Genomic DNA, 22,798 nt, shown 5'->3' with positions numbered 1-22,798 from the left:
TAGAAAACACGCGGAACTGGGCCCGCTGGTGTTGGGAGGGGATCTTGGCGATGGGTTGTGTCAGGGGAGTTGCTACCAGATAAAGATTTTATGACAGCGGAACTTTTTACTTCGAATGGGAATAACCGTAGGAGCTGGCGAAGCCTGCGATCTTTTGCCTCTTCGCTTGATACTCAATCGTTAGGGGAAAGATCGCAGCCTCGTTGCACTCGACAGCTCCTACGGGTTTAGCGGATGTTTTTGCGGCGCTCGGCGGCGAGTTTCTCGGCGAGGTGATCCAGGTCGGAAATCGGTGGTTGCGGCAGTTTTTTGAGGGTCGCCTGCATCAGGCGCATCTGGCGGATAAAACGCCGGCACTTGGCACAGAACATCAGGTGATGGCGCACCATCAGGCGTTCACGAAAGCTCAGTTGTCCGTCGAGATAGTCGCTGGAGCGCGCCACTTGTTCCTTGCAGGTCAGCATTCGCCGGTTTCCTCGAAATGTTCAACAGTCGCGAAGACCTTCAGTCGGGCTCGATGCAGCAGCACGCGTACATTGGAGAGCGAGATGTCCAGGAGATTACAGATCTCGTCGAGTTCCAGGCCCTGACGTTCCCGCAGGGTCAGCACGCTGCCTTGCAGTTCCGACAGGCTGAGCAATGTGTTTTCCAGGCAATCGCGCAATTCGCTCATCGTGAGCAGCGCCTCGGGCGTGTCCTGGTGCCAGGCGAACGGCGCCAGCAGCCAATGACCATCGGCGGCGAAACGATCATCGCCCAGGGTACCGTGGGGGGACGGAAGGTCATCGAGCAGCACTTCCCGGCGGTTTTGCTTGTAGCGCCCCTTGGCGGCGTTGGCCGTGATGGTCAACAGCCAGGTCTTGAGGCTGGAACGGCCCTGGAACCCACTGAGATTGCGTACCACCGACAACCACGCGTCCTGCACCACTTCATCGGCATGGCGGCTGCCGACGATGGCATAGGCCACCGCGCGCATCGGGCTCTGGTAGGCGCTGACCAGCTCCTTGTAGGCCTGCTGCTCACCGGCCAGGAGGCGTTGGAGCAGGAGGGTGTCATCGGTGATCGTCATTCAACGCCCTATTGCTGGATAGATCGCGGTTGTTGCAGCTTGTGGGAGCAAGACTTGTGGGAGCAAGGCTTGCCCGCGATGCAGGCGACGCGGTCCTCCATAAACCGAGTCGCCTGTTTCGCGAGCAAGCTTTGCTCCCACAAGGACTTGCCCCCACAAAAAAACTCGACGCAGCAACAGTGGATCAACGCTTGCGCAAAATCACGCTGCCAATCGAATAACCGGCGCCGAACGAGCTGAGTACGGCAACCGAGCCGCTGGGCAGGTCATCCTGGTATGTGTGGAATGCAATCACCGAACCCGCCGAACTGGTGTTGGCGTAGCGGTCGAGGATCACCGGCGCCTCCGCTTCGGTGGCTTCGCGTCCCAGCAGTTTGCGCACGATCAAGTGGTTCATGCTCAGGTTGGCCTGGTGCAGCCAGAAGCGCTTCACCTCGCCAACGTTCAGCTGGTTTTCTTCCAGGTGGGTACCGATCAGCTCGGCCACCATCGGGCAGACGTCGCGGAACACCTTGCGGCCTTCCTGGACGAACAGCTTGTCGCGGCTACCGGCGCCTTCTTCCGCGGCGCGGTTGAGGAAGCCGAAGTTGTTGCGGATATTGTTGGAGAACTTGGTCAGCAGCTTGGTGCTGACCACGTCGAACTGGTACGGCGAAGTCGCCAGGTCCGCCCGCTCGATGATCACGGCGGTGGCCGCGTCGCCGAAGATGAAGTGGCTGTCACGATCACGGAAGTTCAGGTGGCCGGTGCACACTTCCGGGTTGACCATCAGGATCGCCCGGGCCTGGCCCAGTTGCACACTGTTGGCCGCAGCCTGGATACCGAAGGTCGCCGAGGAACAGGCCACGTTCATGTCGAAACCGAAACCTTCGATGCCCAGGGCTTCCTGGACTTCGATGGCGATGGCCGGGTACGCACGCTGCAGGTTGGAACAGGCGACGATCACCCCGTCGATGTCGGCGACGGTGCGGCCGGCGCGCTCCAGGGCCTGTTTCGCGGCACCGATGGCCATTTCACACAGCACCGACCATTCGTCGTTGGAGCGCTCGGGCAACCGTGGGGTCATGCGTTGTGGATCGAGGATGCCGTCCTTGTCCATGACAAAGCGGCTCTTGATGCCGGAGGCTTTTTCGATGAACGCGGCGTTGGATTCGGTCAAGGCCTCGACTTCACCGCGCACGATGGCGTCGGCGTTGTCGGCGTTGAATTGCGTGACATAGGTATTGAAAGATTGCACCAGCTCTTCGTTGGAGATGCTGTTGGCCGGGGTGTACAGGCCGGTGCCGCTGATGACGACGTTATGCATGGTCGTGTCTCTGATCTGTTCAGGCAGAAAGTATTGGTACCGACGTACCAATACACAAAGGGACTTTTTCCATCCGGGGAAGCAGCCCTGGCATCGCTTTATTCCGATCCGCCCGAGGCATTGAAGCTCAAAACCACGGGACCGGCATTTATAGCCGCGAAGTTTGCCATAAACGCTGGCGTTTGGCCCATTCTCCCTTACTTACGACACAAAACCCTGTGGGAGCGGGCTTGCTCGCGAAAGCGGTTGTACATTCACTATAAATGCAAGCTGATCCACAGCCTTCGCGAGCAAGCCCGCTCCCACAGGGTATATGCGGTGCTGTCCAACTTATCTGATCAACCCTCCACCTGCCCCCACTGCTTGCCCAGGCGCTTGTCCGAGATCGGCACCTTGGTCCCCAGTTGCTGGGCGAACAGCGACACCCGGTATTCCTCCAGCCACCAGCGGTACAGCTCCAGTTGCGGATCACGCTTGCCTTCCTGGGCGTGTTTGCTGGCGCGGGCCTGATATTGGGCCCAGAGGTTCGACAGCTCGCCGCTCCAGACCCGGTCTTTCTGTACCTGGCTACCGAGCTTCTCGAAGCGTTGCTCGATGGCCTTGAGGTAGCGCGGCAATTCCTTGAGCCATTGATGCGGGGTTTCGCGGACGAAGCCCGGGTACACCAGGTGGCTGAGTTGCTGCTTGATATCGTTCAGCGCCACGGCCTGGGCCAGATCGATCTTGCCCTTGAAGCGTTTTTGCAGGCCATGCCAGAGCTTGAGGATGTCCAGGGTCAGTTTCGCCAGACGCTCGGCGTGCTCGGTCCAGCCGCCGCGCTTGCGCTCGGCCAGGGAGGCCAGTGCGGCGCCGTCACGGGGCAGGCTCGCTTCGCCTTCGAGCACACAACTGTCGAGGCTGGCGAGCAGGATGTCTTCCACCAGGCTGTCGATGCGGCCCAGGTCGCGGTACAGCAGGCCCAGCTCCGTCAGCCCCGGCAGCTTGCCACGCAGGAACTTCGCCGATTCGGCCAATTGCTGCATCAGCAGGCGCTGCAAGGCGCGGCGATGCTGGAACTCGGCTTCGGCCGGCGTCGGGAAACGCCCTTCCTTGACCACGCCGCCCTCTTCCACCAGCGCCGGGTAGACCGTCATCGACAGCCCGGCGATCTTCTGTTGGGTTTTCTCGGCCACCGGCGCGAAGACCTTCGCCTCCACCGGTGCCTGGCTTTTCGCCGTTTGCGGCACGGCCAAGGCCGCCTGGCTGGCTTCGGCAAAACGCGCCGTCAGCTCGGCCAGGTCGCGGCCCTCGCCGAGGAACTTGCCCTGGCCGTCGACGATTTCCAGGTTCATGCGCAGGTGGCTTTCCACCTGCTGGGCGGCTTCAGCCCAGGCTTCGTCACTGACCCGCGCCCCGGTCATGCGCAGCAGCTCACGGCCCAGGGACTGCGGCAAAGAGCCCTCGGCGAACGTGATGCGTTGCAGCGCCGCCTTGACGAAATCCGGCACCGGCACGAAGTTCTTGCGCAAGGCCTTGGGCAGGTTGCGCACCAGGGCTATGCACTTGGCTTCGATCACCCCCGGCACCAACCATTCCAGGCGTTCCGGCGGCAGCATCGGCAGCAGCGGCGCCGGCACTCGCAACGTCACGCCGTCGCGCGGGTGGTTGGGCTCGAAGTGATAGCTCAGCGGCAAGGTCAGGTCACCGACGCGCAAGGTGTCGGGGTAATGTGCGGCGGTGACTTCGCTGGCTTCGCGGGCCAGCACGTCTTCTTCGCGCATGATCAGCAGTTGCGGGTCTTTCTGGCTGTTGATCCGGTACCAGCTGTCGAACGTCGCGGTCTGGTGGATCTCGGCCGGCAAGCGCGCGTCGTAGAAGGCAAACAGGGTTTCCTCGTCCGCCAGGATGTCGCGGCGACGGGCCTTGGCTTCCAGCTCGTCGAGTTGCTCCAGCAACCGGGTATTGGCGCTCAGGCACTTGGCCTTGGACTGGATCTCGCCGCGCACCAACGCCTCGCGGATGAACAGTTCACGGGAGACCACCGGGTCCACCGGCCCGTAATGCACTGGCCGCCGACCAACGACGATGAGCCCGAACAGGGTGATTTGCTCATAGGCCACCACCTGCCCGCGCTTCTTCTCCCAATGGGGTTCGAAGTGGTTTTTCTTGATCAGGTGCCCGGCCAGCGGCTCGATCCAGTCCGGCTCGATCTTGGCGACCATGCGCGCGTACAGCTTGGTGGTTTCCACCAACTCGGCGGTCATCAGCCATTGCGGACGCTTCTTGCCCAGGCCCGACGAGGGGTGGACCCAGAACCGCCGCTGGCGAGCGCCCAGGTAGTCGCCGTCTTCGGTTTTCTGGCCGATCTGGCTCAACAGGCCCGAGAGCACCGCCTTGTGCAGTTTCGGAAAGTCGGCCGGTTCTTTGTTGAGGCTCAACTGCATGTCGCGGCAGATCAGGCTCAACTGCCGATGGGAGTCACGCCACTCGCGCAGGCGCAGGTAATTGAGGAAGTTCTTGCGGCACCAGTTGCGCAACGGGCTGGCGGTCAGGGCCTGGCGCTGCTCTTCGAAACCGCGCCACAGGTTGACCAGCCCGGCGAAGTCCGAGTCTGCGTCCTTCCACTGGGCGTGGGCCTGGTCCGCCGCCTGTTGGCGCTCCGGCGGACGCTCGCGCGGGTCCTGGATCGACATGGCGCTGGCGACAATCAGCACTTCCTGGAGGCTGCCCAGTTTGGCCGCTTCCAGCAGCATGCGGCCCATGCGCGGGTCTACCGGCAGGCGCGCCAACTGACGACCGAGCGGAGTCAGCTGGCTGTTGCGGTCCACCGCTGACAATTCTTGCAGCAGATTGAAACCGTCACTGATGGCCTTGCCATCCGGCGGTTCGATGAACGGGAAATCGGTGATCTCACCCAGGCGCAGGTGCAGCATCTGCAGGATCACCGCCGCCAAGTTAGTGCGCAGGATTTCCGGGTCGGTAAATTCCGGCCGTCCAAGAAAATCTTCTTCGCTGTACAGCCGCACGCAAATCCCCGGCTCGACGCGCCCGCAGCGGCCCTTGCGCTGATTGGCACTGGCCTGGGAAATGGCTTCGATGGGCAGGCGCTGGACCTTGGCCCGATAGCTGTAGCGGCTGATGCGCGCGGTGCCGCTGTCGATCACGTAGCGGATGCCCGGCACGGTCAGCGAGGTTTCGGCGACGTTGGTCGCCAGCACCACACGACGGCCCGGGTGGGACTGGAAGATGCGCTGCTGTTCGGCCGGCGACAGTCGCGCATACAGCGGCAGAATCTCGGTGTGCTTGAGCTGGGCCTTGCGCAGCATCTCCGCGGCGTCGCGAATCTCCCGCTCGCCCGGCAGGAACACCAGCACGTCCCCAGGGCTGCGCCGCTCGCTACGCTCGTAGGCGGCGATTTCGTCGAGGACGGCGAGGATCGCCTGGTCGACGGTCAAGTCGTCCTCGACCCGGTTGCCCTCCTCGTCCTGCTCCAGGGTCAGCGGGCGATACCAGGTTTCCACCGGGAAGGTGCGGCCCGAGACTTCCACGATCGGCGCGTCATCGAAATGCTTGGAGAAGCGCTTCAGGTCGATGGTCGCCGAGGTGATGATGACTTTCAGGTCCGGTCGGCGCGGCAGCAGGGTTTTGAGGTAGCCGAGCAGGAAGTCGATGTTCAGGCTGCGTTCGTGGGCTTCGTCGACGATGATCGTGTCGTAGCGCTCGAGGTAGCGGTCATTCTGGGTCTCGGCCAGCAGGATGCCGTCGGTCATCAGCTTGATCAGGGTGTTGGCGTCGCTCTGGTCCTCGAACCGCACCTGATAACCCACCAGCGCCCCCAAGGGCGTGGCCAGTTCCTCGGCCACCCGGCTCGCCACACTGCGCGCGGCGATCCGGCGCGGTTGGGTGTGGCCGATCAAGCCGTGCTGGCCGCGACCGATCTCCAGGCAGATCTTCGGCAACTGCGTGGTTTTGCCCGAGCCGGTTTCGCCGGCAATGATCAACACCTGGTGCTTGAGCAGCGCGTCCTTGATTTCGTCGCGCTTGGCGGCAATCGGCAAATTGTCGTCGTAGCGGATCACCGGCAGGCTCGCCTTGCGCGCCAGCACCTGATCGCACGACGCTTGCATGCGCGTTACCCACTGAGCCAGCTTGGCCTCGTCGGGCTTCTTGCGCAGCTCGAGCAACTGGCGCCGCAACCGGTGACGGTCGGCGAGCATGGCGTGGTCGAGGTTTTTCAGCAGCTTGTCGATAGCGGGGGCTTGGTCAGTCATCAGGTACGCAAGGGTCGTCGGTTTGAGCAGGGGGCGATTGTCGCAGATTTGCGCACAAATAAACCTGTGGGAGCAAAGCTTGCTCGCGATACAGGCGCCTCGGTCCCCCGGGAGACCGCGTCATCTTCATCGCGGGCAAGCCTTGCTCCCACAGGTTTTTTGAGGGCTCTTGCCGGGTTATTCGTTGTCCAGGTCCTTGCGCCGATACGGGAACACATCGATCACCTTCCCCGCCCGAATCGCCTCTTGCAGGCCTTTCCAGTAGTCGGCGTTGTACAACTCGCCGTGCAATTGGTCGAACAGCTTGCGCTGCCCGGCGTCGGCGAACAGGAACGGCGGGAACTCTTCGGGGAAGACGTCCAGCGGGCCGATGGAGTACCAGGGCTCGGAGGCCATTTCGTCTTCCGGTGTGCGGGGCTGGGGGATGTGGCGGAAGTTGGCTTCGGTCAGGAAGCAGATTTCATCGTAGTCGTAGAACACCACGCGGCCGTGGCGGGTCACGCCGAAGTTCTTGAGCAGCATGTCGCCGGGGAAGATATTGGCCGCCGCCAGTTGCTTGATAGCCAGGCCATAGTCTTCCAGCGCCTCGCGCACCTGGTCCGGGTTGGCATTTTCCAGGTACAGGTTCAGCGGCGTCATCCGGCGTTCGGTCCAGCAGTGGCGAATCAACACCGTCTCGCCTTCCACCGACACCGTGGACGGCGCCACTTCCAACAGTTCCTCCAGGCACGCCGGCTCGAATTTGCTCAGGGGAAAACGGAAATCGGCGAACTCCTGGGTATCGGCCATGCGCCCGACCCGGTCGACGCTTTTCACCAGGCGGTACTTCTCGATCACCGTGGCCCGGTCGACGTTTTTCGACGGCGAGAAGCGGTCCTTGATGATCTTGAATACCGTGTTGAAGCCCGGCAGGGTGAACACGCTCATGACCATGCCACGCACACCCGGGGCCATGATGAACTGGTCGTCGGTATTCGCCAGGTGGTTGATCAGTGCCCGGTAGAACTCGGACTTGCCGTGCTTGTAGAAACCGATGGAGGTGTACAACTCGGCGATGTGCTTGCCCGGCAGGATGCGCTTGAGAAAGCCGATGAATTCCGCCGGCACCGGCACGTCCACCATGAAGTACGAGCGGGTGAACGAGAAGATGATCGACACCTGCGCCTCGTCGGTAATCAGCGCATCGATCTGGATACCTCGGCCCTCGCGGTGCAACAGCGGGATCACCAGCGGCCATTGGTCCTCGCGGGTGTAGATCCGGCCCACCAGGTAGGCGCCCTTGTTGCGATAGAGCACTGAAGAAAACAACTCCACCGTCAGTTCCGGGTCCTTGCAGACCCAGTCGGGCAGGTTCTCGCGCAATTGCGCTTCGAGGCGCTGCAGGTCACCCGGTAGATCGGCGTAGTCCTCGCTGAAACGGTAATCGGCGAACACGCTCGCCAGCATCCGGTCCAACTGCCCCTGGGGTTTGTAGGTGCGGGTCTGGGCGGCGCGGGCCCGGCGCAGACTGGGCCGGGTGGTGTGGATGAACATGGTGCCGTCGCTGATCAGGTCGTGGCTGAACAACCCGCAGAAGATCGAGTTGTACCAGGTTTCCGACAGCTCATCGTCGAAGCGCAGGTCGATCAGGCTGATGTAGGCGCTCTTGACCAGCGGCCAGCAGCTCACGTCCATCAGTGTTTCGTCATCGAAGGCGTTGTGCAGCCTGGCGACGGTTTCGACGACTTTTTCTTCATACAAGTTGATGCGCGCCGCCGAAGCCGTTTGCGCCTCCAGCCACAAGGCCTGTTCGAACCGGGCGCGAGCGCCATCGGTGATCTGCCGGAAATGCTCACGATAATCGTCGAAGCCGTCGAGGATCGAACGGGCGATTTCGAGGGCGGGCCATGGCTGCGGCATAGGGTAAACCTCGGCGGGTCATGCTTGTTATTGGCGACTGAGCTTAGAGGCCAATCACGCGGCAACGCAACCATTGCCATCGCTATTCAGGGCGGCGACACTTGCCACCCAATCAAGGAAGGAATGACTCGTGAACCTCGTCGATATCCTGCGTTTACTGTCACTGGCCGCCATCTGGGGCGCCAGTTTCCTGTTCATGCGCATTATCGCCCCCGTCATTGGCACCATCCCCACGGCATTTTTTCGCGTGTCCATCGCCTTCGTCGGACTGCTGGTGATCCTGGCCCTGATGCGCGTCGACTGGAATTTTCGCGGCAAGCTCAAGGTCGTGATGGGGCTGGGGCTGATCAACTCCGGCATTCCGGCCACGTTCTATTCGCTGGCGGCCCAGGTGCTGCCGGCCGGTTACTCGGCGATCTTCAACGCCACCACGCCGTTGATGGGGGTGTTGATCGGCGGCTTGTTCTTCAGTGAAAAACTTACTCTGGCCAAGGTCGGCGGTGTCTTCCTTGGGCTGCTCGGTGTCGGCATCCTGACCCGCGCCGGCCCGGTGGCGTTCGACCTGCAATTGTTGATGGGCGCCCTCGCCTGCCTGCTGGCCACCACCTGCTACGGCTTCGCCGGTTTCCTCACCCGTCGCTGGCTCGATCAGCAAGGGGGCCTGGACAGCCGTCTCTCGGCCCTGGGCAGCATGTTCGGCGCCACGGTGTTCTTGCTGCCGCTGTTTGGCTACAGCGTCATCAGCCAACCACCGGCCAGCTGGGGTGGCTGGAGCGTCTGGTTGTCATTGCTGGGGCTGGGCCTGGTGTGTACCGCGTTGGCGTACATCCTTTATTTCCGCCTGCTCAGTTCCATCGGCCCGGTCAAATCGATGACGGTGACCTTCCTGATCCCGCCGTTCGGCGTGCTGTGGGGGGCGTTGCTGCTGGATGAGCCGTTGGGGATGGCGCATTTGTATGGCGGGGTGTTGATTGCGGCGGCGTTGTGGTTGGTGCTCAAGCCTGCGGTTGTGAAACCGGCTGAAGCGTCTGCCCGGTAGTTCATCGGTGTAGCGAAAGATGCCATCGCGGGCAAGCCTTGCTCCCACAAGGGCTACATCACCTGTAGGAACAAGGCTTGTACATCACCTGTGGGAGCAAGACTTGTACATGACCTGTGGGAACAAGGCTTGTACATCACCTGTGGGAACAAGGCTTGTACATCACCTGTGGGAGCAAGACTTGTACATGACCTGTGGGAGCAAGGCTTGCCCGCGATGGCGGTTGTTCAGTCAGCGAGCAGCCAAAACTCAGCGGCTTTTACGAAACACAAACACCAACCCCACGATGATCAGCACCATCCCCAGCAAGCTCAACAACGCCAGCCGGTTGCCAAACACCAGGTAGTCCATGATCGCCGTCACCGCCGGCACCAGGTAGAACAGGCTGGTGACATTCACCAGGTTGCCGCGGGCGATCAGTCGGTACAGCAGCAACGTTGCCAGCACCGACACCACCAGCCCCATCCACAACACCGGCACGAAGAACCCCGTGCTGTACTCGAAATGAAACGGCTGGAACGGCACGAACACCGCGCACAGCACCAGCCCGGCCAGGTACTGCACCGGCAGCGTGCCCAGTGGGTTGTCGGTGATGCGCTTCTGCATGATCGAACCGGCCGTCATGCTCACCAGTGCCAGCAACCCGCAGAGCATCCCGGCCAGGGACATACCGGCCAGGCCGATGCCCTGGTACACCACCATCACCAGCCCGACCAAACCCAGCGCCAGGCCGAACATCCGCGACCAGGAACGCTGCCGCTCCATGAGCACCACGGTCAGGATCGGTTGCACACCCATCAGCGTTGCCATGACCCCCGGCGTGACACTCATTTGCAGCGCCAGCAGATAAAAGATCTGGTAGGCGCCCAGCAGCACCATCCCGGTGGTCGCCGCGTACAACATCGGCTTGCCAGTCTTGGGCAGCTTGAACTTGAGCAACGGAATCAACAGCACCAGCGCCGACAGCGCGATGGCAAAACGGATCAGCAAAAAGGCGAAGGGTGAAGCGTGGGCCAGGCCCAGCTTGGAAAAGATCGCCCCGCTGCTCCACAGTAAAACGAACAGGCTCGTGGAAGCCGCCGCCAATAAGGCGTTTTTGGAAAGGGAAAACATGGATACCACCTGTAGTCAGGCAAAAAGCCAACTCAGCCGAAGCTGAAGTCCAGTAGTTTTTTCAGGCGGGCACAGGGGATGGCAACCGTTGCCGATCAGCCCTGAATGCCAACACCCGGCGGTGATACGAAGGCGTACACCGATGAGCTACTGACAGGTGGGGGGTATTGACCGATCTGCGCAGGCTGCTGGTTCCCACACGGCACGACGCCAGCGTTGAACGCTGGAACCACGACCGCGATGACAGGGGATGCAGGCATGAGCCGATCTCGTGAAGGGGGGTTCGAAAACCCGAAGAGCGCAGACTATAACCAGCGCTCGATGGACTGCGCAATGTTTAAACGAACAACCAATGGCCAAACGCCGTCAGCACCGCCACAACCAACACCGGCCGCAACCGTCTGACGCAACATTCTCTGTTGAGTAAAACGCAATAAACACTTTCTAACAGGCGCTACCTGAACCTTGGCTGACGCCTGTCAAAACACCGCTATATGAACCTTTGCAGGCAGGCCTTCTGTGGGAGCAAGGCTTGCCCGCGATGAAGATGATGCGGTCTGCCAGGAAACCGAGGCGCCTCTATCGCGAGCAAGCTTTGCTCCCACAGCAGGGATCCCTCACCACCGCAGTGAATTCACGGTTACTGCTGAATTTCCTGCTCGGTAAACAGATCACTGAACAACATGCTCGACAGGTAGCGCTCGCCCGAATCCGGCAGGATCACGACGATGGTCTTGCCCTGCATTTCCGGTTTCTCTGCCAGGCGCACGGCCACGGCCATCGCCGCGCCACAAGAGATCCCGCAGAGAATGCCCTCCTCCTGCATCAAGCGCAGGGCCATGGCCTTGGACTCGTCGTCAGTGACCCGCTCGACCAGGTCAACGATCGACAGATCGAGGTTCTTCGGCACGAATCCTGCGCCGATCCCCTGGATCTTGTGGGGGCTGGGCTTGATCTCCTGGCCCGCCATCGCCTGGGTAATCACCGGCGAAACCTCAGGCTCGACCGCCACCGACAGGATCGGTTTGCCACAGGTGTTCTTGATATACCGCGATACCCCAGTGATGGTTCCGCCGGTGCCCACACCCGCTACCAGCACATCCACCGCGCCGTCGGTGTCGTTCCAGATTTCCGGGCCGGTGGTTTTTTCGTGGATCGCCGGGTTCGCCGGGTTATCGAACTGCTGCGGCATGAAGTATTTGGCAGGATCGCTGGCCAGGATCTCGGTGGCTTTCTCGATGGCCCCCTTCATCCCCTTTGCCGGCTCGGTGAGCACCAGCTCCGCGCCCAGGGCCTTGAGCACCTTGCGCCGCTCGATGCTCATGGAGGCAGGCATGGTCAGCATCAGCTTGTAGCCACGGGCGGCGGCGACGAACGCCAGGCCGATCCCGGTGTTGCCCGACGTCGGTTCGACAATCGTCATGCCCGGCTTGAGTTTGCCCGAGCTTTCGGCGTCCCAGATCATGTTCGCGCCGATCCGGCACTTGACCGAATACCCTGGGTTGCGCCCCTCGATCTTGGCCAGGATGGTCACGCCGCGCGGGGCAATGCGGTTGATCTGTACCAGTGGCGTATTACCGATGGAATGGGCGTTGTCAGCGAATATACGGCTCATGGCTGGGTCCTTGATGCGGCGGGAATTTAAGCCTTTAAAGGTATGCCTGTTGCCCATGGTCGTCCAGTTGCACCGAACGTTCCCGTTGTTGCAACAGTCAATGGCATTAGGAGGCGCTCCCCAACAAACGCTGGAGACTGACTGACATGAAGCGTCGATACCGCTGGCCACTGTGGGTTTTCGCCGCCATCGTCGCGGTGCTGGTGACCCTGCATTTCACCTTGCCTTACCTGGTACGCGACTACCTGAACGAGAAACTGGCCGACATGGGCGACTATCGCGGCCAGATCACCGACGTGGACCTGGCCCTGTGGCGCGGGGCCTACCGGATCAACGGCCTGGAAATCGTCAAGGTCGACGGTAAGGTCCCGGTGCCGTTCGTCAAGGCACCGCTGGTGGACCTGTCTGTGAGCTGGCACTCGCTGTGGTACGACCAAGCGGTGGTGGCCGAGGTGGAATTCGCCCGCCCGGAAGTAAACTTCGTCGACGGCGGCGCCAACCGCCAGAACTCCCAAACTGGCCAGGGCACCAACTGGCGCGAGCAGTTGAGCAAACTGCTGCCCATCACCTTCAACGAAGTGCGAATCAGGGACGGCAAGGTCACCTTTCGCAATTTCAACTCCAAGCCACCGGTCAACCTGCGGGCCACCGACGTCAACGCCAGCTTCTACAACCTGACCAACGTGGTCGACACCAAAGGCAAGCGCGACGCCCGTTTCGAAGGCAAGGCCCTGGTGGCCGAACACGCGCCCCTTGAGATGCAGGCCACCTTCGACCCCTTGAGCAATTTCGAAGATTTCGATTTCCGTCTGCGGGCCAGGAACATCGAACTCAAGCGCCTGAACGATTTCGCCGCGGCCTATGGCAAATTCGATTTCAATGCCGGCCACGGCGACCTGGTGATCGAGGCCGAAGCCAACAACGCCAGGCTCAGCGGCTACATCAAGCCATTGCTGCGCGATGTCGATGTGTTCGACTGGCAGCAGGACGTGGAGAACCAGAACAAGAACATCTTCCGCTCGGTCTGGGAAGCCTTGGTGGGCACGGGTGAAACGGCCCTCAAGAACCAGCGCAAGAACCAGTTCGCCACCCGGGTGGAACTCAGCGGCAATGTTCATCAGCAGGACATCAGTGCCTTCGAAGCCTTCCTGCAGATCCTGCGCAACGGTTTCGTCCAGGCCTTCAATGCCCGTTACGAACAACCGCCGCCGTCGGCCGACTAAGGTTTGTGCGTGACGGTGTAACGGCCGGTCGGCTCCGCCGCCACGCTTGCCCCGCTACGTTGCAACGAGTCCCAGCCCAGGCATGCCAAGGCCAGCGAACGCGGCACAGCCTCGCGACCGCTGCTGTAGCGGCTGATGCTGCGAGCGCTGACCCCCAGTGCTTCAGCCGCCTGGTTCAGCGGCAGGCCCGTGCGGGCGCGCCAACCGATGAAGATGCGGGTATTTTCGTCCACGGCGTTCTGCGCCAGTGCGTCCAGATACAAGGTATCGGAACCGATCTGGATATCCAGCGCAGGCCATTCCACGCTCCAGCCATCGTCGCCCAGGACTGCGCCCTCAAACGCTCCATCTTCAAGCAAAGGCTGCAAGCCTGGATAACGTTGTACATCGGCGTTCAAGTCCAGCCTCAGTTGCTGACCGTCAATGAACGTCAGGTCCAGACTGAACGGCAATAAAGGCTGCACGGCCAATAGCCGTGGCCGTTTCATGGGTAGCATCGTTGCCAATCCTCCAGCAGTTGCGCTTGATGGGCGCTGACCCAGTCCAGCGCTTCCTTGATGATCAATGGCGGCGCCCGGCCCATCATCACTTCGACGGGGTCCAGCCTCAGGACCACATCCACCCCGCCACCGGTGAGGTGGACATGGGGCGGTGGATGATCCCTTTCGCGCAATTGAATGCGGTACGTATTTTTGAATCGATATTTAGTAGACATACCACCGAGCGTATCGCCAATTTGGCGATACGCAATACTGGCAAGGCGCCAAGACTGAGTCAACATGTGACGCCCCATTCAGAGACTGAATACAGCGTCTGCGTTCACAGTCGGCGGGGCGCCGCGTTATAGTCGGGCACGATATTTATTTTCGCGCGCCCCGCCTCGCCAGGCCGGCGACACGTTCGAGGAAATTGCAGATGAAGTTCGAAGGCACCAGCGCCTACGTGGCCACCGATGACCTGAAACTGGCCGTGAACGCCGCCATCACCCTGGAGCGACCATTGCTGGTCAAGGGCGAACCGGGCACCGGCAAGACCATGCTGGCCGAACAACTGGCTGAATCCTTCGGCGCGCGCCTGATCACCTGGCACATCAAGTCCACCACCAAGGCCCACCAGGGCCTCTACGAGTACGACGCGGTCAGCCGCCTGCGGGACTCGCAGTTGGGCGTGGACAAGGTCCACGACGTGCGCAATTACCTGAAGAAGGGCAAGCTCTGGGAAGCGTTCGACTCCGAGGAGCGAGTCATTCTGCTGATCGACGAAATCGACAAGGCCGACATCGAGTTCCCCAACGACCTGCTGCAGGAACTCGACAAGATGGAGTTCTACGTCTACGAGACCGACGAAACCATCAAGGCCAAGCAACGGCCGATCATCATCATTACCTCCAACAACGAAAAGGAACTGCCGGACGCGTTCCTGCGCCGCTGCTTCTTCCACTACATCGCTTTCCCCGACCGCGTCACCCTGCAGAAAATCGTCGATGTGCATTACCCGGACATCAAGAAGGACCTGGTCAGTGAAGCGCTGGACGTGTTCTTCGACGTGCGCAAGGTGCCGGGCCTGAAGAAAAAACCTTCCACTTCCGAACTGGTGGACTGGCTCAAGCTGTTGATGGCCGACAACATCGGCGAAGCGGTGCTGCGCGAACGTGATCCGACCAAGGCCATCCCGCCGCTGGCCGGCGCCCTGGTCAAGAACGAACAGGACGTGCAATTGCTCGAGCGCCTGGCGTTCATGAGCCGTCGCGGCACTCGCTGATCCTCTTCGTCTAACAAGAGCGAGGGCGATTGCCATGCTGCTTAACCTGTTCAATGAGATGCGCGCCGCCAAGGTGCCCGTGTCGGTGCGTGAACTGCTGGACCTGATCAACGCGCTGAAACAGCGGGTGATCTTCGCCGACATGGACGAGTTCTATTACCTGTCCCGGGCGATCCTGGTGAAGGACGAACGGCATTTCGACAAGTTCGACCGGGCGTTCGCCGCCTACTTCAACGGCCTGGAGAAACTCGACGATCACCTCCAGGCGCTGATTCCCGAAGACTGGTTGCGCAAGGAGTTCGAGCGTTCGCTGACCGACGAAGAGCGGGCGCAGATCCAGTCCCTGGGAGGCCTGGACAAGCTGATCGAAGAATTCAAGAAACGCCTGGAAGAACAGAAGGAACGCCATGCCGGCGGCAACAAGTGGATCGGCACCGGCGGGACCAGCCCGTTCGGCTCCGGCGGCTTCAACCCCGAAGGCATCCGGGTCGGCGACGCCGGCAAGCGCCAGGGCAAGGCTGTGAAGGTCTGGGACCAACGCGAATACAAGAACCTCGACGACCAGGTGGAACTGGGCACCCGCAACATCAAGATCGCCCTGCGCCGCCTGCGCAAGTTCGCCCGCCAGGGTGCGGCCGAAGAGCTGGACATCGACGGCACCATCGACCACACCGCCCGCGACGCCGGCCTTTTGAACATCCAGATGCGCCCGGAGCGACGCAACACCGTCAAGTTGTTGCTGCTGTTCGACATCGGTGGCTCGATGGATGCCCACGTGAAGATCTGCGAAGAACTGTTCTCGGCCTGCAAGACCGAGTTCAAGCACCTGGAGTATTTCTACTTCCACAACTTCGTCTACGAATCGGTGTGGAAGAACAACCTGCGCCGCACCTCGGAACGCACCTCGACCCAGGATTTGCTGCACAAATACGGCGCCGACTACAAAGTGATCTTCATCGGTGACGCCGCCATGGCACCCTATGAAATCACCCAGGCCGGCGGCAGCGTCGAGCACTGGAACGAAGAAGCCGGTTATGTGTGGATGCAACGCTTCATGGAGAAATACAAGAAGCTCATCTGGATCAATCCGTACCCCAAGGACACCTGGGGCTATACCGCCTCGACCAACATCGTGCGCGAGTTGGTGGAAGATCGGATGTATCCACTGACCTTGCGGGGGTTGGAGGAAGGGATGCGGTTTCTTTCCAAGTAAGATGCTTGCTGCCCTTCAGGGCAGAGCAGGCTCGTCCCCACACTGGATCTTCGTCACACAAGAGATCCCTGTAGGAGCTGGCGAAGCCTGCGATCTTTTGATCTTGATCTTTCGCTCAAGACTCAATTGCCAATGGAAAGATCGCAGCCTCGTTGCACTCGGCAGCTCCTACAGTGCCCAGCGGGACTTCGCAAAATCCCCTCGCCACAACAGGCTACAGCCCGCGCAGGTCGCGCTCTTCAATCGGCCGGCCCTGGCGCAGGCGCTTGCCGCCCAGCACCACCCAGTCGATCAGGCGGAACAGGCATTCCAGGCCGAACGACAGCAACATCGCACCGCTGATGCCCCAGACCATGGCCTCGGGGGTCAGCAGGATCTGGTAGCTGTAGCCGTTCCAGGTTTCCTTGCGAATGTCCGGATCGGCGGCCAGCGCCACTTGCAGCAAGCGGATGTACCACGGGCCTTGCATCGCCTGGAATTGCTTGTCCAGGGCCTGCTGGCGCACAAGCAAGGTGTTCAGGCTGTCGGCATCGCTGCGAAAGATCGGGTCTTCGCTGGCGCGGTAATGGGCCACCAGGGCCTGCATGTCGCCCTTGAAGAACTGGTTGGCAGTGCCCTGGAACCCTTGCAGGCCGGTCTGCGCCTCGATCAGGTGAGCCTCGACCCGCTTGGCGTAATCATTGATGAAGCCCGGCACCTGGACCCCAACCAACAGGCCCACCGCGAACAACACCAGCCGTAGATAACTGAGCAACATAGCGTGACGTCCTTATTCGGTCCGGCCGTGGCTGACGCATTCGCCGCGTCGCCACAGGCTCCATTGGCCCGGTTCGTAGCGGGTCCAGGTTTCGTTTTCGGTCAAGGGTTCGGTGGCGATCACCGTGACCACGTCGTTGGGCGTGGTTTCAGCCTGGAAATCGACAATCACATCCACATCCTTGAGGCGAGCCGGGCCAAACGGGGCGCGGCGGGTGATCTGGGCCAGTTTGGTCGAGCAATAGCAGAACAGCCAATCGCCATCGCTGAGCAAGCAGTTGAACACGCCTTTGCTGCGGTATTCAGCGCAGGCCTCGATCAACGCCGGTAGCAATTGTTCCACCGCCACCGGTTCGGGGAAGGCCTGGCGCACGCGGTTGAGCAGATCGCAGAAGGCCGCTTCGCTGTCGGTATCGCCCACCGGACGGTAGAAGCTCACGCCCGGCTGGAAATCGGCGAGCTGGCCGTTGTGGGCAAAACACCAGTTGCGGCCCCACAACTCACGCACAAACGGGTGGGTGTTGGACAGGCAGACTTTGCCGACGTTGGCCTGGCGAATATGCCCGATCACCACTTCGCTCTTGATCGGATAGCGCTGCACCAGGTTCGCCACTTCCGATTCGCTGCTGGCGGCCGGGTCCTGGAACAGGCGCAGGCCACGGCCTTCATAGAAGGCGATGCCCCACCCGTCCCGGTGCGGCCCGGTCTTGCCGCCGCGCTGCATCAGCCCGGTAAAGCTGAACACGATGTCGGTCGGCACATTGGCGCTCATGCCCAATAACTCACACATGCACGAACTCTCGCTTCAAGGGGCAGGCCCGGTTACAGGCGCGGTTCGATACGCGAACGCTGGGGGTTGCTCGGCACGGGCGGGCGCCCGTAACGGTCATCACCGGCTACGCCGAACGGTGGCTCATCCTCCGGCTCATCGGCCGCGGCGGCGGCTTTGGCGGCGGCAGCCCGTTCCTTGCGAGCGTTGGCGGCACGCTCGATAGGGAAGCGGATAAGCACTAAAATCAAGTAGAGGCCGAAGACGATCATGCCGTACATGAGCAGATCGGAAGCCGCCCGCCAGACGTTATTACCGACCTTGAACATGACGTCCAGGGCGACAATGGCCAAGGCCGGGGCAACCTTGTCCTTCACCGGATCAACGACAGTGGGGCTGAACAGCAACACCGCCATCAACAAGCGCAGCGGTTCGCGCAACCAGCGCCACATCCAGCGGGTCATGCGCATCCACACCAGCAGGCAGCCCAGGGCGGCGAAGGCGTAGAGGCCCCAGGCGATCAGATAGTCGTTCTCGGTCATGGTGTCCATGGCAAGGCAGGCAAAGAGACGCTTATAGTAACGGCTTTTCGCGCGTCAGGCTGCCCCGGCGTCTGGCGAATGGCCTGTGTGGTGGGTTTTGTCCAGGCCATGTGTCCCTTTTCGTATAACGTTCGAGAGCCTTTCATGTCCCTATCTGCCCACGTTTCCAACGCCCCGATTGCCCGCAGGGACGCCGGTGTTGACCCATACGCCTGGCTGCAGGAACGCGACACCGACGCCGTGCTCGACTACCTCAAGGCGGAAAACGGCTACCAGGAGGCGCAACTTGCCGACCAGGCCGAACTGCGCGAAAGCCTGTTCCAGGAGATCAAGGGGCGGATTCTCGAGACCGACCTGTCACTACCCTCGCCTTGGGGCCCGTACCTGTATTACACCCGCACCACGGCCGGTGACGAATACCCGCGCCACTACCGCTGCCCGCGTCCGGCCGATGACAGCCTGAGCGTGGATGAAAGCCGTGAACAACTGCTGCTGGACCCGAACGTGCTGGCCGGCGGCGGCTTCTTTTCCCTGGGCGCTTTCAGCATCAGCCCCGACCACCAGCGCCTGGCCTACAGCCTGGACACCACGGGCGACGAGATATACACCCTGTTCGTGAAGGAATTGTCCAACGACAAGGTCAGCGAACTGTCCTTCACCGATTGCGACGGCAGCATGACCTGGGCCAACGACAGCCTCACGCTGTTTTTTGGCGAATTGGACGACACCCATCGCCCCCACAAGCTCTGGCGCTATCGCCTGGATGGCACGGCCGCCGAAGAAGTATTCCATGAGCCAGACGGGCGTTTTTTCCTGCATTGCTACCGTTCCAGCTCAGAAAAGCAGTTGATCCTGTCCCTCGGTAGCAAGACCACCAGCGAAGTCTGGGCGCTGGACGCTGCGCAGCCGCAACACCCCTTCACCTGCCTGGCGCCACGCCTGGAAAACCACGAATACGACGTCGACCACGGCCTGCTCGATGGCCAATGGACCTGGTTGATCCGCAGCAACCGCGACGGGATCAACTTCGCCCTGTACCAGGCCGCCGACACGGGCGTGGCGCCGACCGAAGCTGACTGGCAGAACCTGATCCCCCACAGCGACACGGTGATGATCGACGGTCTGAGCCTGAACGCCGGGGCCATGACCTTGAGCCTGCGCGAAGGCGGCCTGCCCATCATCGAGGTACACCCACAAGGCTTGCCGGCCTATCGGGTGCAACTGCCGGACGCGGCCTACAGCCTGCATGTGCAGAACAGCCTGGAATTCGTCAGCGATCGCATCCGCTTGCGCTACGAGGCCCTGAACCGTCCGGCGCAGATCCGTCAGTTGGACCTGGCCAGCGGCGTACAGGTCGTGCTCAAGCAAACCCCGGTACTGGGCCCGTTCGATGCCGATGCCTACGTCAGCCAGCGGCTTTGGGCGACGGCAGCGGATGGCACCCAGGTGCCCATCAGCCTGGTGGTCAAGCGCGAAGCCCTCGGCCAGCCGGTACCGCTGTACCTGTACGGCTACGGTGCCTATGGCGAGAGCCTCGACCCGTGGTTTTCCCATGCGCGGCTGAGCCTGCTCGACCGCGGCGTGGCGTTTGCCATCGCCCATGTGCGGGGCGGCGGTGAGCTGGGGGAAGCCTGGTATCGCGCCGGCAAGCAGGAACACAAGCACAACACGTTCGGCGACTTCATCGCCTGCGCCGAGCATTTGATCGCCAACGGCTTGACCACCGCCGAGCAACTGGCGATCAGCGGCGGCAGCGCCGGTGGCCTGCTGATCGGCGCAGTGCTCAATCAACGCCCGGAGCTGTTCAAGGTCGCGATTGCCGAAGTGCCGTTTGTCGATGTGCTCAACACCATGCTCGACCCCGACCTGCCGCTGACCGTCACCGAATACGACGAATGGGGCAATCCAGAGGAGCCGGACGTTTATGATCGGATCCGGGCCTACGCCCCATACGAAAACGTCAGCGCCCAAGCGTACCCGGCGCTGCTGGTGATCGCCGGTTACAACGACAGCCGTGTGCAGTACTGGGAAGCGGCCAAGTGGGTGGCGAAATTGCGAGCCACCAAGACCGACGACAACCCTCTGCTGCTCAAGACCGAACTGGGCGCCGGCCACGGTGGAATGAGCGGGCGCTACCAGGGATTGCGTGACGTAGCGCTCGAATATGCATTTGTCTTGAAGGTTTTGGGGAGGGTCTGAGGAACTCTGTGGGATGGCCGGGTCTTAGCTCCATGCGCAAGGCCTTGCTGTAACCCAGCCCAATGTGGGGAAGGCTTTGTGGGAGCAAGGCTTACCCGCGATGGCATCGGCTTGATCTGACAGACAGAACTGAGTCGCCTGTATCGCGGGCAAGCCTTGCTCCCACAAAAGATAAAAGCCTGTCCCAGAGATCTGCTTACACCCGGGCCAAACTGAACCTGCAACAAACACAAGAAAAAGACCGTGCCAACATGTCAGAACCGACCTTACTGAACAAAGAAATCCGCGACTGGCTGATGGACTGCGGCCTGTTCGACCAGTTGCTACCCGTCGACTTCGCCGCGGCATCGGGCTATTTCAGCATCAGCGCCATCGCCGAGGGCGAAGCGATTTTCCGCGAGGGCGATGCCGGCAGCTTCATGTGCATCATCCACACCGGCCAGGTGGCCGTGCAGAAAACCGGCCCCGACGGCCAACCCGTGACCATCGCCACGCTGCGCAGCGGCCGGGCATTCGGCGAAATGGCTGTGCTCGACGGCGAACGGCGCTCGGCCAGTTGCATCGCCGCCAGCGATTGCCAGTTGCTGAACCTGGGCAAAGACTCCCTGGAGAAAATGCTCAACGACGCCCCGAAGATCGCCGCCAAGATCATCCGCGCCCTCGCCGTCTCCCTGTCCAAGCGCTTGCGCATGGCCGATGGGCAGTTGTTGTCGCAGCAGGTCTGACCCCCTCTGTCAGTTGAAACACAGAACCTGTGGGAGCGAGCCTGTGGGAGCGAGCCTGTGGGAGCGAGCCTGTGGGAGCGAGCCTGTGGGAGCGAGCCTGTGGGAGCAAAGCTTGCTCGCGATAGCGGTGTTGCATATGCCGACGTCATCGCGAGCAAGCTTTGCTCCCACAGAGTCCACCGCAATGCCCGAACCCACAGGTTTTTACCATTCAGTTGTTTCATCGAATGGCTTCAGATCTACCCCCCCGGCGACTTGGCCTTCACAGGCTTCGGTTCCATGCCCGGTATCGGCTGGTCCTTGGGCGGCTTGGGCATTTCGATCGGTGGCAGCAAGGGCGGCCCACCGCTTGCGGTGCCAGCCTTGGGCACACCGTTGGGCGTGACCGGCGGGTAGGGCATGGGAGTGGCGGTGCCAGGCGACCCGGGGATGCTCGGCGGGTTGACCGGAATCGTCGGTTGTTGAGCCTGGGCGCAACTTATTGAGAGCGCCGTCAGGGCAATGGCCGTTAGAATGATGCACTTCATCAATGGCTCCGTGGCTATTGTCTGCTTTAAGGCTAGTCGTTACCGCGCCGGTCTGCCCTCCTACGAGATTTCCATGAAACGTTTCGTTCTGCTCGACACCACGCCCATCCCTGATAACGGCGGTGCCCTGTGCCTGTTCGAGTACGGCGAAGACTTCGTCATCAAGATCCAGGGCGGTGACGGCGGGCAGTTGATGAACACCCGCATGCACGGTTCCGAAGATGCCCTGGCAGAGATTCCCTGCCGCAAGGTGGCCGGTCGTCCTGGCTCGCGTGTGCTGATCGGCGGCCTTGGCATGGGGTTCACCCTCGCCTCGGCCCTCAAGCACCTGGGCAAGACCGCCGAAGTGGTGGTGGCTGAACTGGTGCCCGGCGTGGTGGAGTGGAACCGTGGCCCATTGGGTGAAAAGGCCGGGCGACCGCTGGCGGACCCACGCACGGTGATCCGCATGGAAGACGTGGCCAAGGTGCTGCAAGCCGAACCCCAGGGTTTCGACGCGATCATGCTCGATGTCGACAACGGCCCGGAAGGCCTGACCCAGAAAGCCAACAGTTGGCTGTATTCGGCTGGAGGCCTGGCCGCCTGCGCCAAGGCCCTGCGGCCCAAGGGTGTGCTGGCGGTGTGGTCGGCCAGCGCTGACCGGCAGTTTTCCGACAAACTGAAGAAGGCCGGCTTCAAGGCCGAAGAGGTGCAAGTGTTCGCCCATGGCAACAAAGGCACCCGCCACACCATCTGGATTGCCGAGAAGCTCAAGGGCTGAGCTAAACTGTGCCCAACCGTCATCAGTCTTTT

The 22,798-nt window shown here is 61.5% G+C and carries 20 protein-coding genes; 7 read left to right on the top strand and 13 right to left on the bottom strand.

The features are described 5' to 3' along the window. Positions 1–227: 227 nt before the first annotated feature. The 5 genes from AD662_RS07825 to aceK form a co-directional block, all read right to left on the bottom strand. Positions 228–464 (bottom strand): anti-sigma factor family protein, encoded by a 237-nt coding sequence (locus AD662_RS07825; RefSeq protein ID WP_053186445.1) that lies wholly within the window; start codon positions 462–464, stop codon positions 228–230. After that, positions 458–1,069 (bottom strand): RNA polymerase sigma factor, encoded by a 612-nt coding sequence (locus AD662_RS07820; protein WP_018607573.1) that lies wholly within the window; start codon positions 1,067–1,069, stop codon positions 458–460. Before AD662_RS07820 ends, AD662_RS07825 begins: the two co-directional genes overlap by 7 nt. A gap of 184 nt (positions 1,070–1,253) precedes the next feature. After that, entirely contained in the window at positions 1,254–2,375 is a 1,122-nt protein-coding gene (locus AD662_RS07815) for a beta-ketoacyl-ACP synthase III (protein WP_053178452.1), read from the bottom strand. Positions 2,376–2,713: 338 nt separating this feature from the next. After that, positions 2,714–6,625 (bottom strand): ATP-dependent RNA helicase HrpA, encoded by a 3,912-nt coding sequence (gene hrpA, locus AD662_RS07810; RefSeq protein WP_053186442.1) that lies wholly within the window; start codon positions 6,623–6,625, stop codon positions 2,714–2,716. 177 nt (positions 6,626–6,802) lie between these two features. Further along, the gene (aceK, locus tag AD662_RS07805) at positions 6,803–8,524 is read right to left on the bottom strand and encodes a bifunctional isocitrate dehydrogenase kinase/phosphatase (RefSeq protein WP_053178450.1); all 1,722 of its coding nucleotides are present in this window, start codon (positions 8,522–8,524) and stop codon (positions 6,803–6,805) included. Positions 8,525–8,654: 130 nt separating this feature from the next. Between aceK and AD662_RS07800 the strand changes: the two genes are divergently transcribed. Continuing rightward, a complete protein-coding gene (locus AD662_RS07800) occupies positions 8,655–9,563 on the top strand; it encodes a DMT family transporter (RefSeq protein WP_018607565.1) in 909 nt (302 codons plus the stop codon). Between the two features lie 249 nt (positions 9,564–9,812). Here the strand turns inward: AD662_RS07800 and AD662_RS07795 are convergent, their stop codons facing one another. Next, complete coding sequence (locus AD662_RS07795) at positions 9,813–10,676, bottom strand: DMT family transporter (protein WP_018607563.1); 864 nt, start codon at positions 10,674–10,676, stop codon at positions 9,813–9,815. A gap of 640 nt (positions 10,677–11,316) precedes the next feature. Further along, complete coding sequence (gene cysK / locus AD662_RS07790; RefSeq protein WP_018607561.1) at positions 11,317–12,291, bottom strand: cysteine synthase A; 975 nt, start codon at positions 12,289–12,291, stop codon at positions 11,317–11,319. 146 nt (positions 12,292–12,437) lie between these two features. On the opposite strand from cysK, the gene AD662_RS07785 reads away from it, so the two are divergent. After that, the gene (locus AD662_RS07785) at positions 12,438–13,514 is read left to right on the top strand and encodes a DUF748 domain-containing protein (protein ID WP_053178448.1); all 1,077 of its coding nucleotides are present in this window, start codon (positions 12,438–12,440) and stop codon (positions 13,512–13,514) included. Here the strand turns inward: AD662_RS07785 and AD662_RS07780 are convergent. Beyond that, positions 13,511–14,011 (bottom strand): DUF2442 domain-containing protein, encoded by a 501-nt coding sequence (locus AD662_RS07780; protein ID WP_053186440.1) that lies wholly within the window; start codon positions 14,009–14,011, stop codon positions 13,511–13,513. The two genes, AD662_RS07785 and AD662_RS07780, sit on opposite strands and share 4 nt — an antisense overlap. Continuing rightward, entirely contained in the window at positions 13,999–14,229 is a 231-nt protein-coding gene (locus tag AD662_RS07775; RefSeq protein ID WP_024618563.1) for a DUF4160 domain-containing protein, read from the bottom strand. The genes AD662_RS07780 and AD662_RS07775 overlap by 13 nt, the downstream gene beginning before the upstream one ends. Before the next feature lie 200 nt (positions 14,230–14,429). Here AD662_RS07775 and AD662_RS07770 point away from each other — a divergent pair, with 200 nt between their 5' ends. Beyond that, complete coding sequence (locus AD662_RS07770; RefSeq protein WP_018607555.1) at positions 14,430–15,275, top strand: AAA family ATPase; 846 nt, start codon at positions 14,430–14,432, stop codon at positions 15,273–15,275. A gap of 34 nt (positions 15,276–15,309) precedes the next feature. Beyond that, positions 15,310–16,488 carry a vWA domain-containing protein gene (locus tag AD662_RS07765; protein ID WP_003198888.1) on the top strand — a complete coding sequence of 393 codons (1,179 nt, stop codon included), beginning with the start codon at positions 15,310–15,312 and terminating at the stop codon, positions 16,486–16,488. A gap of 214 nt (positions 16,489–16,702) precedes the next feature. Here AD662_RS07765 and AD662_RS07760 read toward each other — a convergent pair whose 3' ends face one another. From AD662_RS07760 to AD662_RS07750, 3 genes are read right to left on the bottom strand one after another with little or no spacing between them, the layout of a single operon-like run. Beyond that, on the bottom strand, positions 16,703–17,245 hold the full coding sequence (locus AD662_RS07760; RefSeq protein ID WP_018607553.1) for a DUF2937 family protein: 543 nt from the start codon (positions 17,243–17,245) through the stop codon (positions 16,703–16,705). Positions 17,246–17,257: 12 nt separating this feature from the next. Further along, positions 17,258–18,034, bottom strand: a complete 777-nt coding sequence (locus AD662_RS07755) for a class II glutamine amidotransferase (protein ID WP_053186437.1) — start codon at positions 18,032–18,034, stop codon at positions 17,258–17,260. 32 nt (positions 18,035–18,066) lie between these two features. Continuing rightward, positions 18,067–18,564, bottom strand: a complete 498-nt coding sequence (locus AD662_RS07750) for a hypothetical protein (protein WP_033062662.1) — start codon at positions 18,562–18,564, stop codon at positions 18,067–18,069. 135 nt (positions 18,565–18,699) lie between these two features. Between AD662_RS07750 and AD662_RS07745 the strand changes: the two genes are divergently transcribed. Together AD662_RS07745 and AD662_RS07740 are read left to right on the top strand one after the other, a co-directional pair. Next, positions 18,700–20,754 (top strand): S9 family peptidase, encoded by a 2,055-nt coding sequence (locus tag AD662_RS07745; RefSeq protein ID WP_053178446.1) that lies wholly within the window; start codon positions 18,700–18,702, stop codon positions 20,752–20,754. 251 nt (positions 20,755–21,005) lie between these two features. Continuing rightward, on the top strand, positions 21,006–21,479 hold the full coding sequence (locus tag AD662_RS07740) for a cyclic nucleotide-binding domain-containing protein (RefSeq protein ID WP_014337065.1): 474 nt from the start codon (positions 21,006–21,008) through the stop codon (positions 21,477–21,479). Positions 21,480–21,718: 239 nt separating this feature from the next. On the opposite strand, the gene AD662_RS07735 is transcribed toward AD662_RS07740, so the two are convergent. Further along, positions 21,719–22,006: a hypothetical protein gene (locus AD662_RS07735; protein ID WP_053186435.1), complete on the bottom strand. Its 288-nt coding sequence runs from the start codon at positions 22,004–22,006 to the stop codon at positions 21,719–21,721. Positions 22,007–22,079: 73 nt separating this feature from the next. On the opposite strand from AD662_RS07735, the gene AD662_RS07730 reads away from it, so the two are divergent. Further along, the gene (locus AD662_RS07730; protein ID WP_018607541.1) at positions 22,080–22,766 is read left to right on the top strand and encodes a spermidine synthase; all 687 of its coding nucleotides are present in this window, start codon (positions 22,080–22,082) and stop codon (positions 22,764–22,766) included. Positions 22,767–22,798 lie beyond the last annotated feature (32 nt).

Source organism: Pseudomonas kilonensis (assembly GCF_001269885.1).
GTDB lineage: Bacteria > Pseudomonadota > Gammaproteobacteria > Pseudomonadales > Pseudomonadaceae > Aquipseudomonas > Aquipseudomonas kilonensis.
The sequence above is the reverse complement of the archived record's forward strand: the minus strand, read 5'-3'. Positions and strand labels throughout refer to the sequence as shown.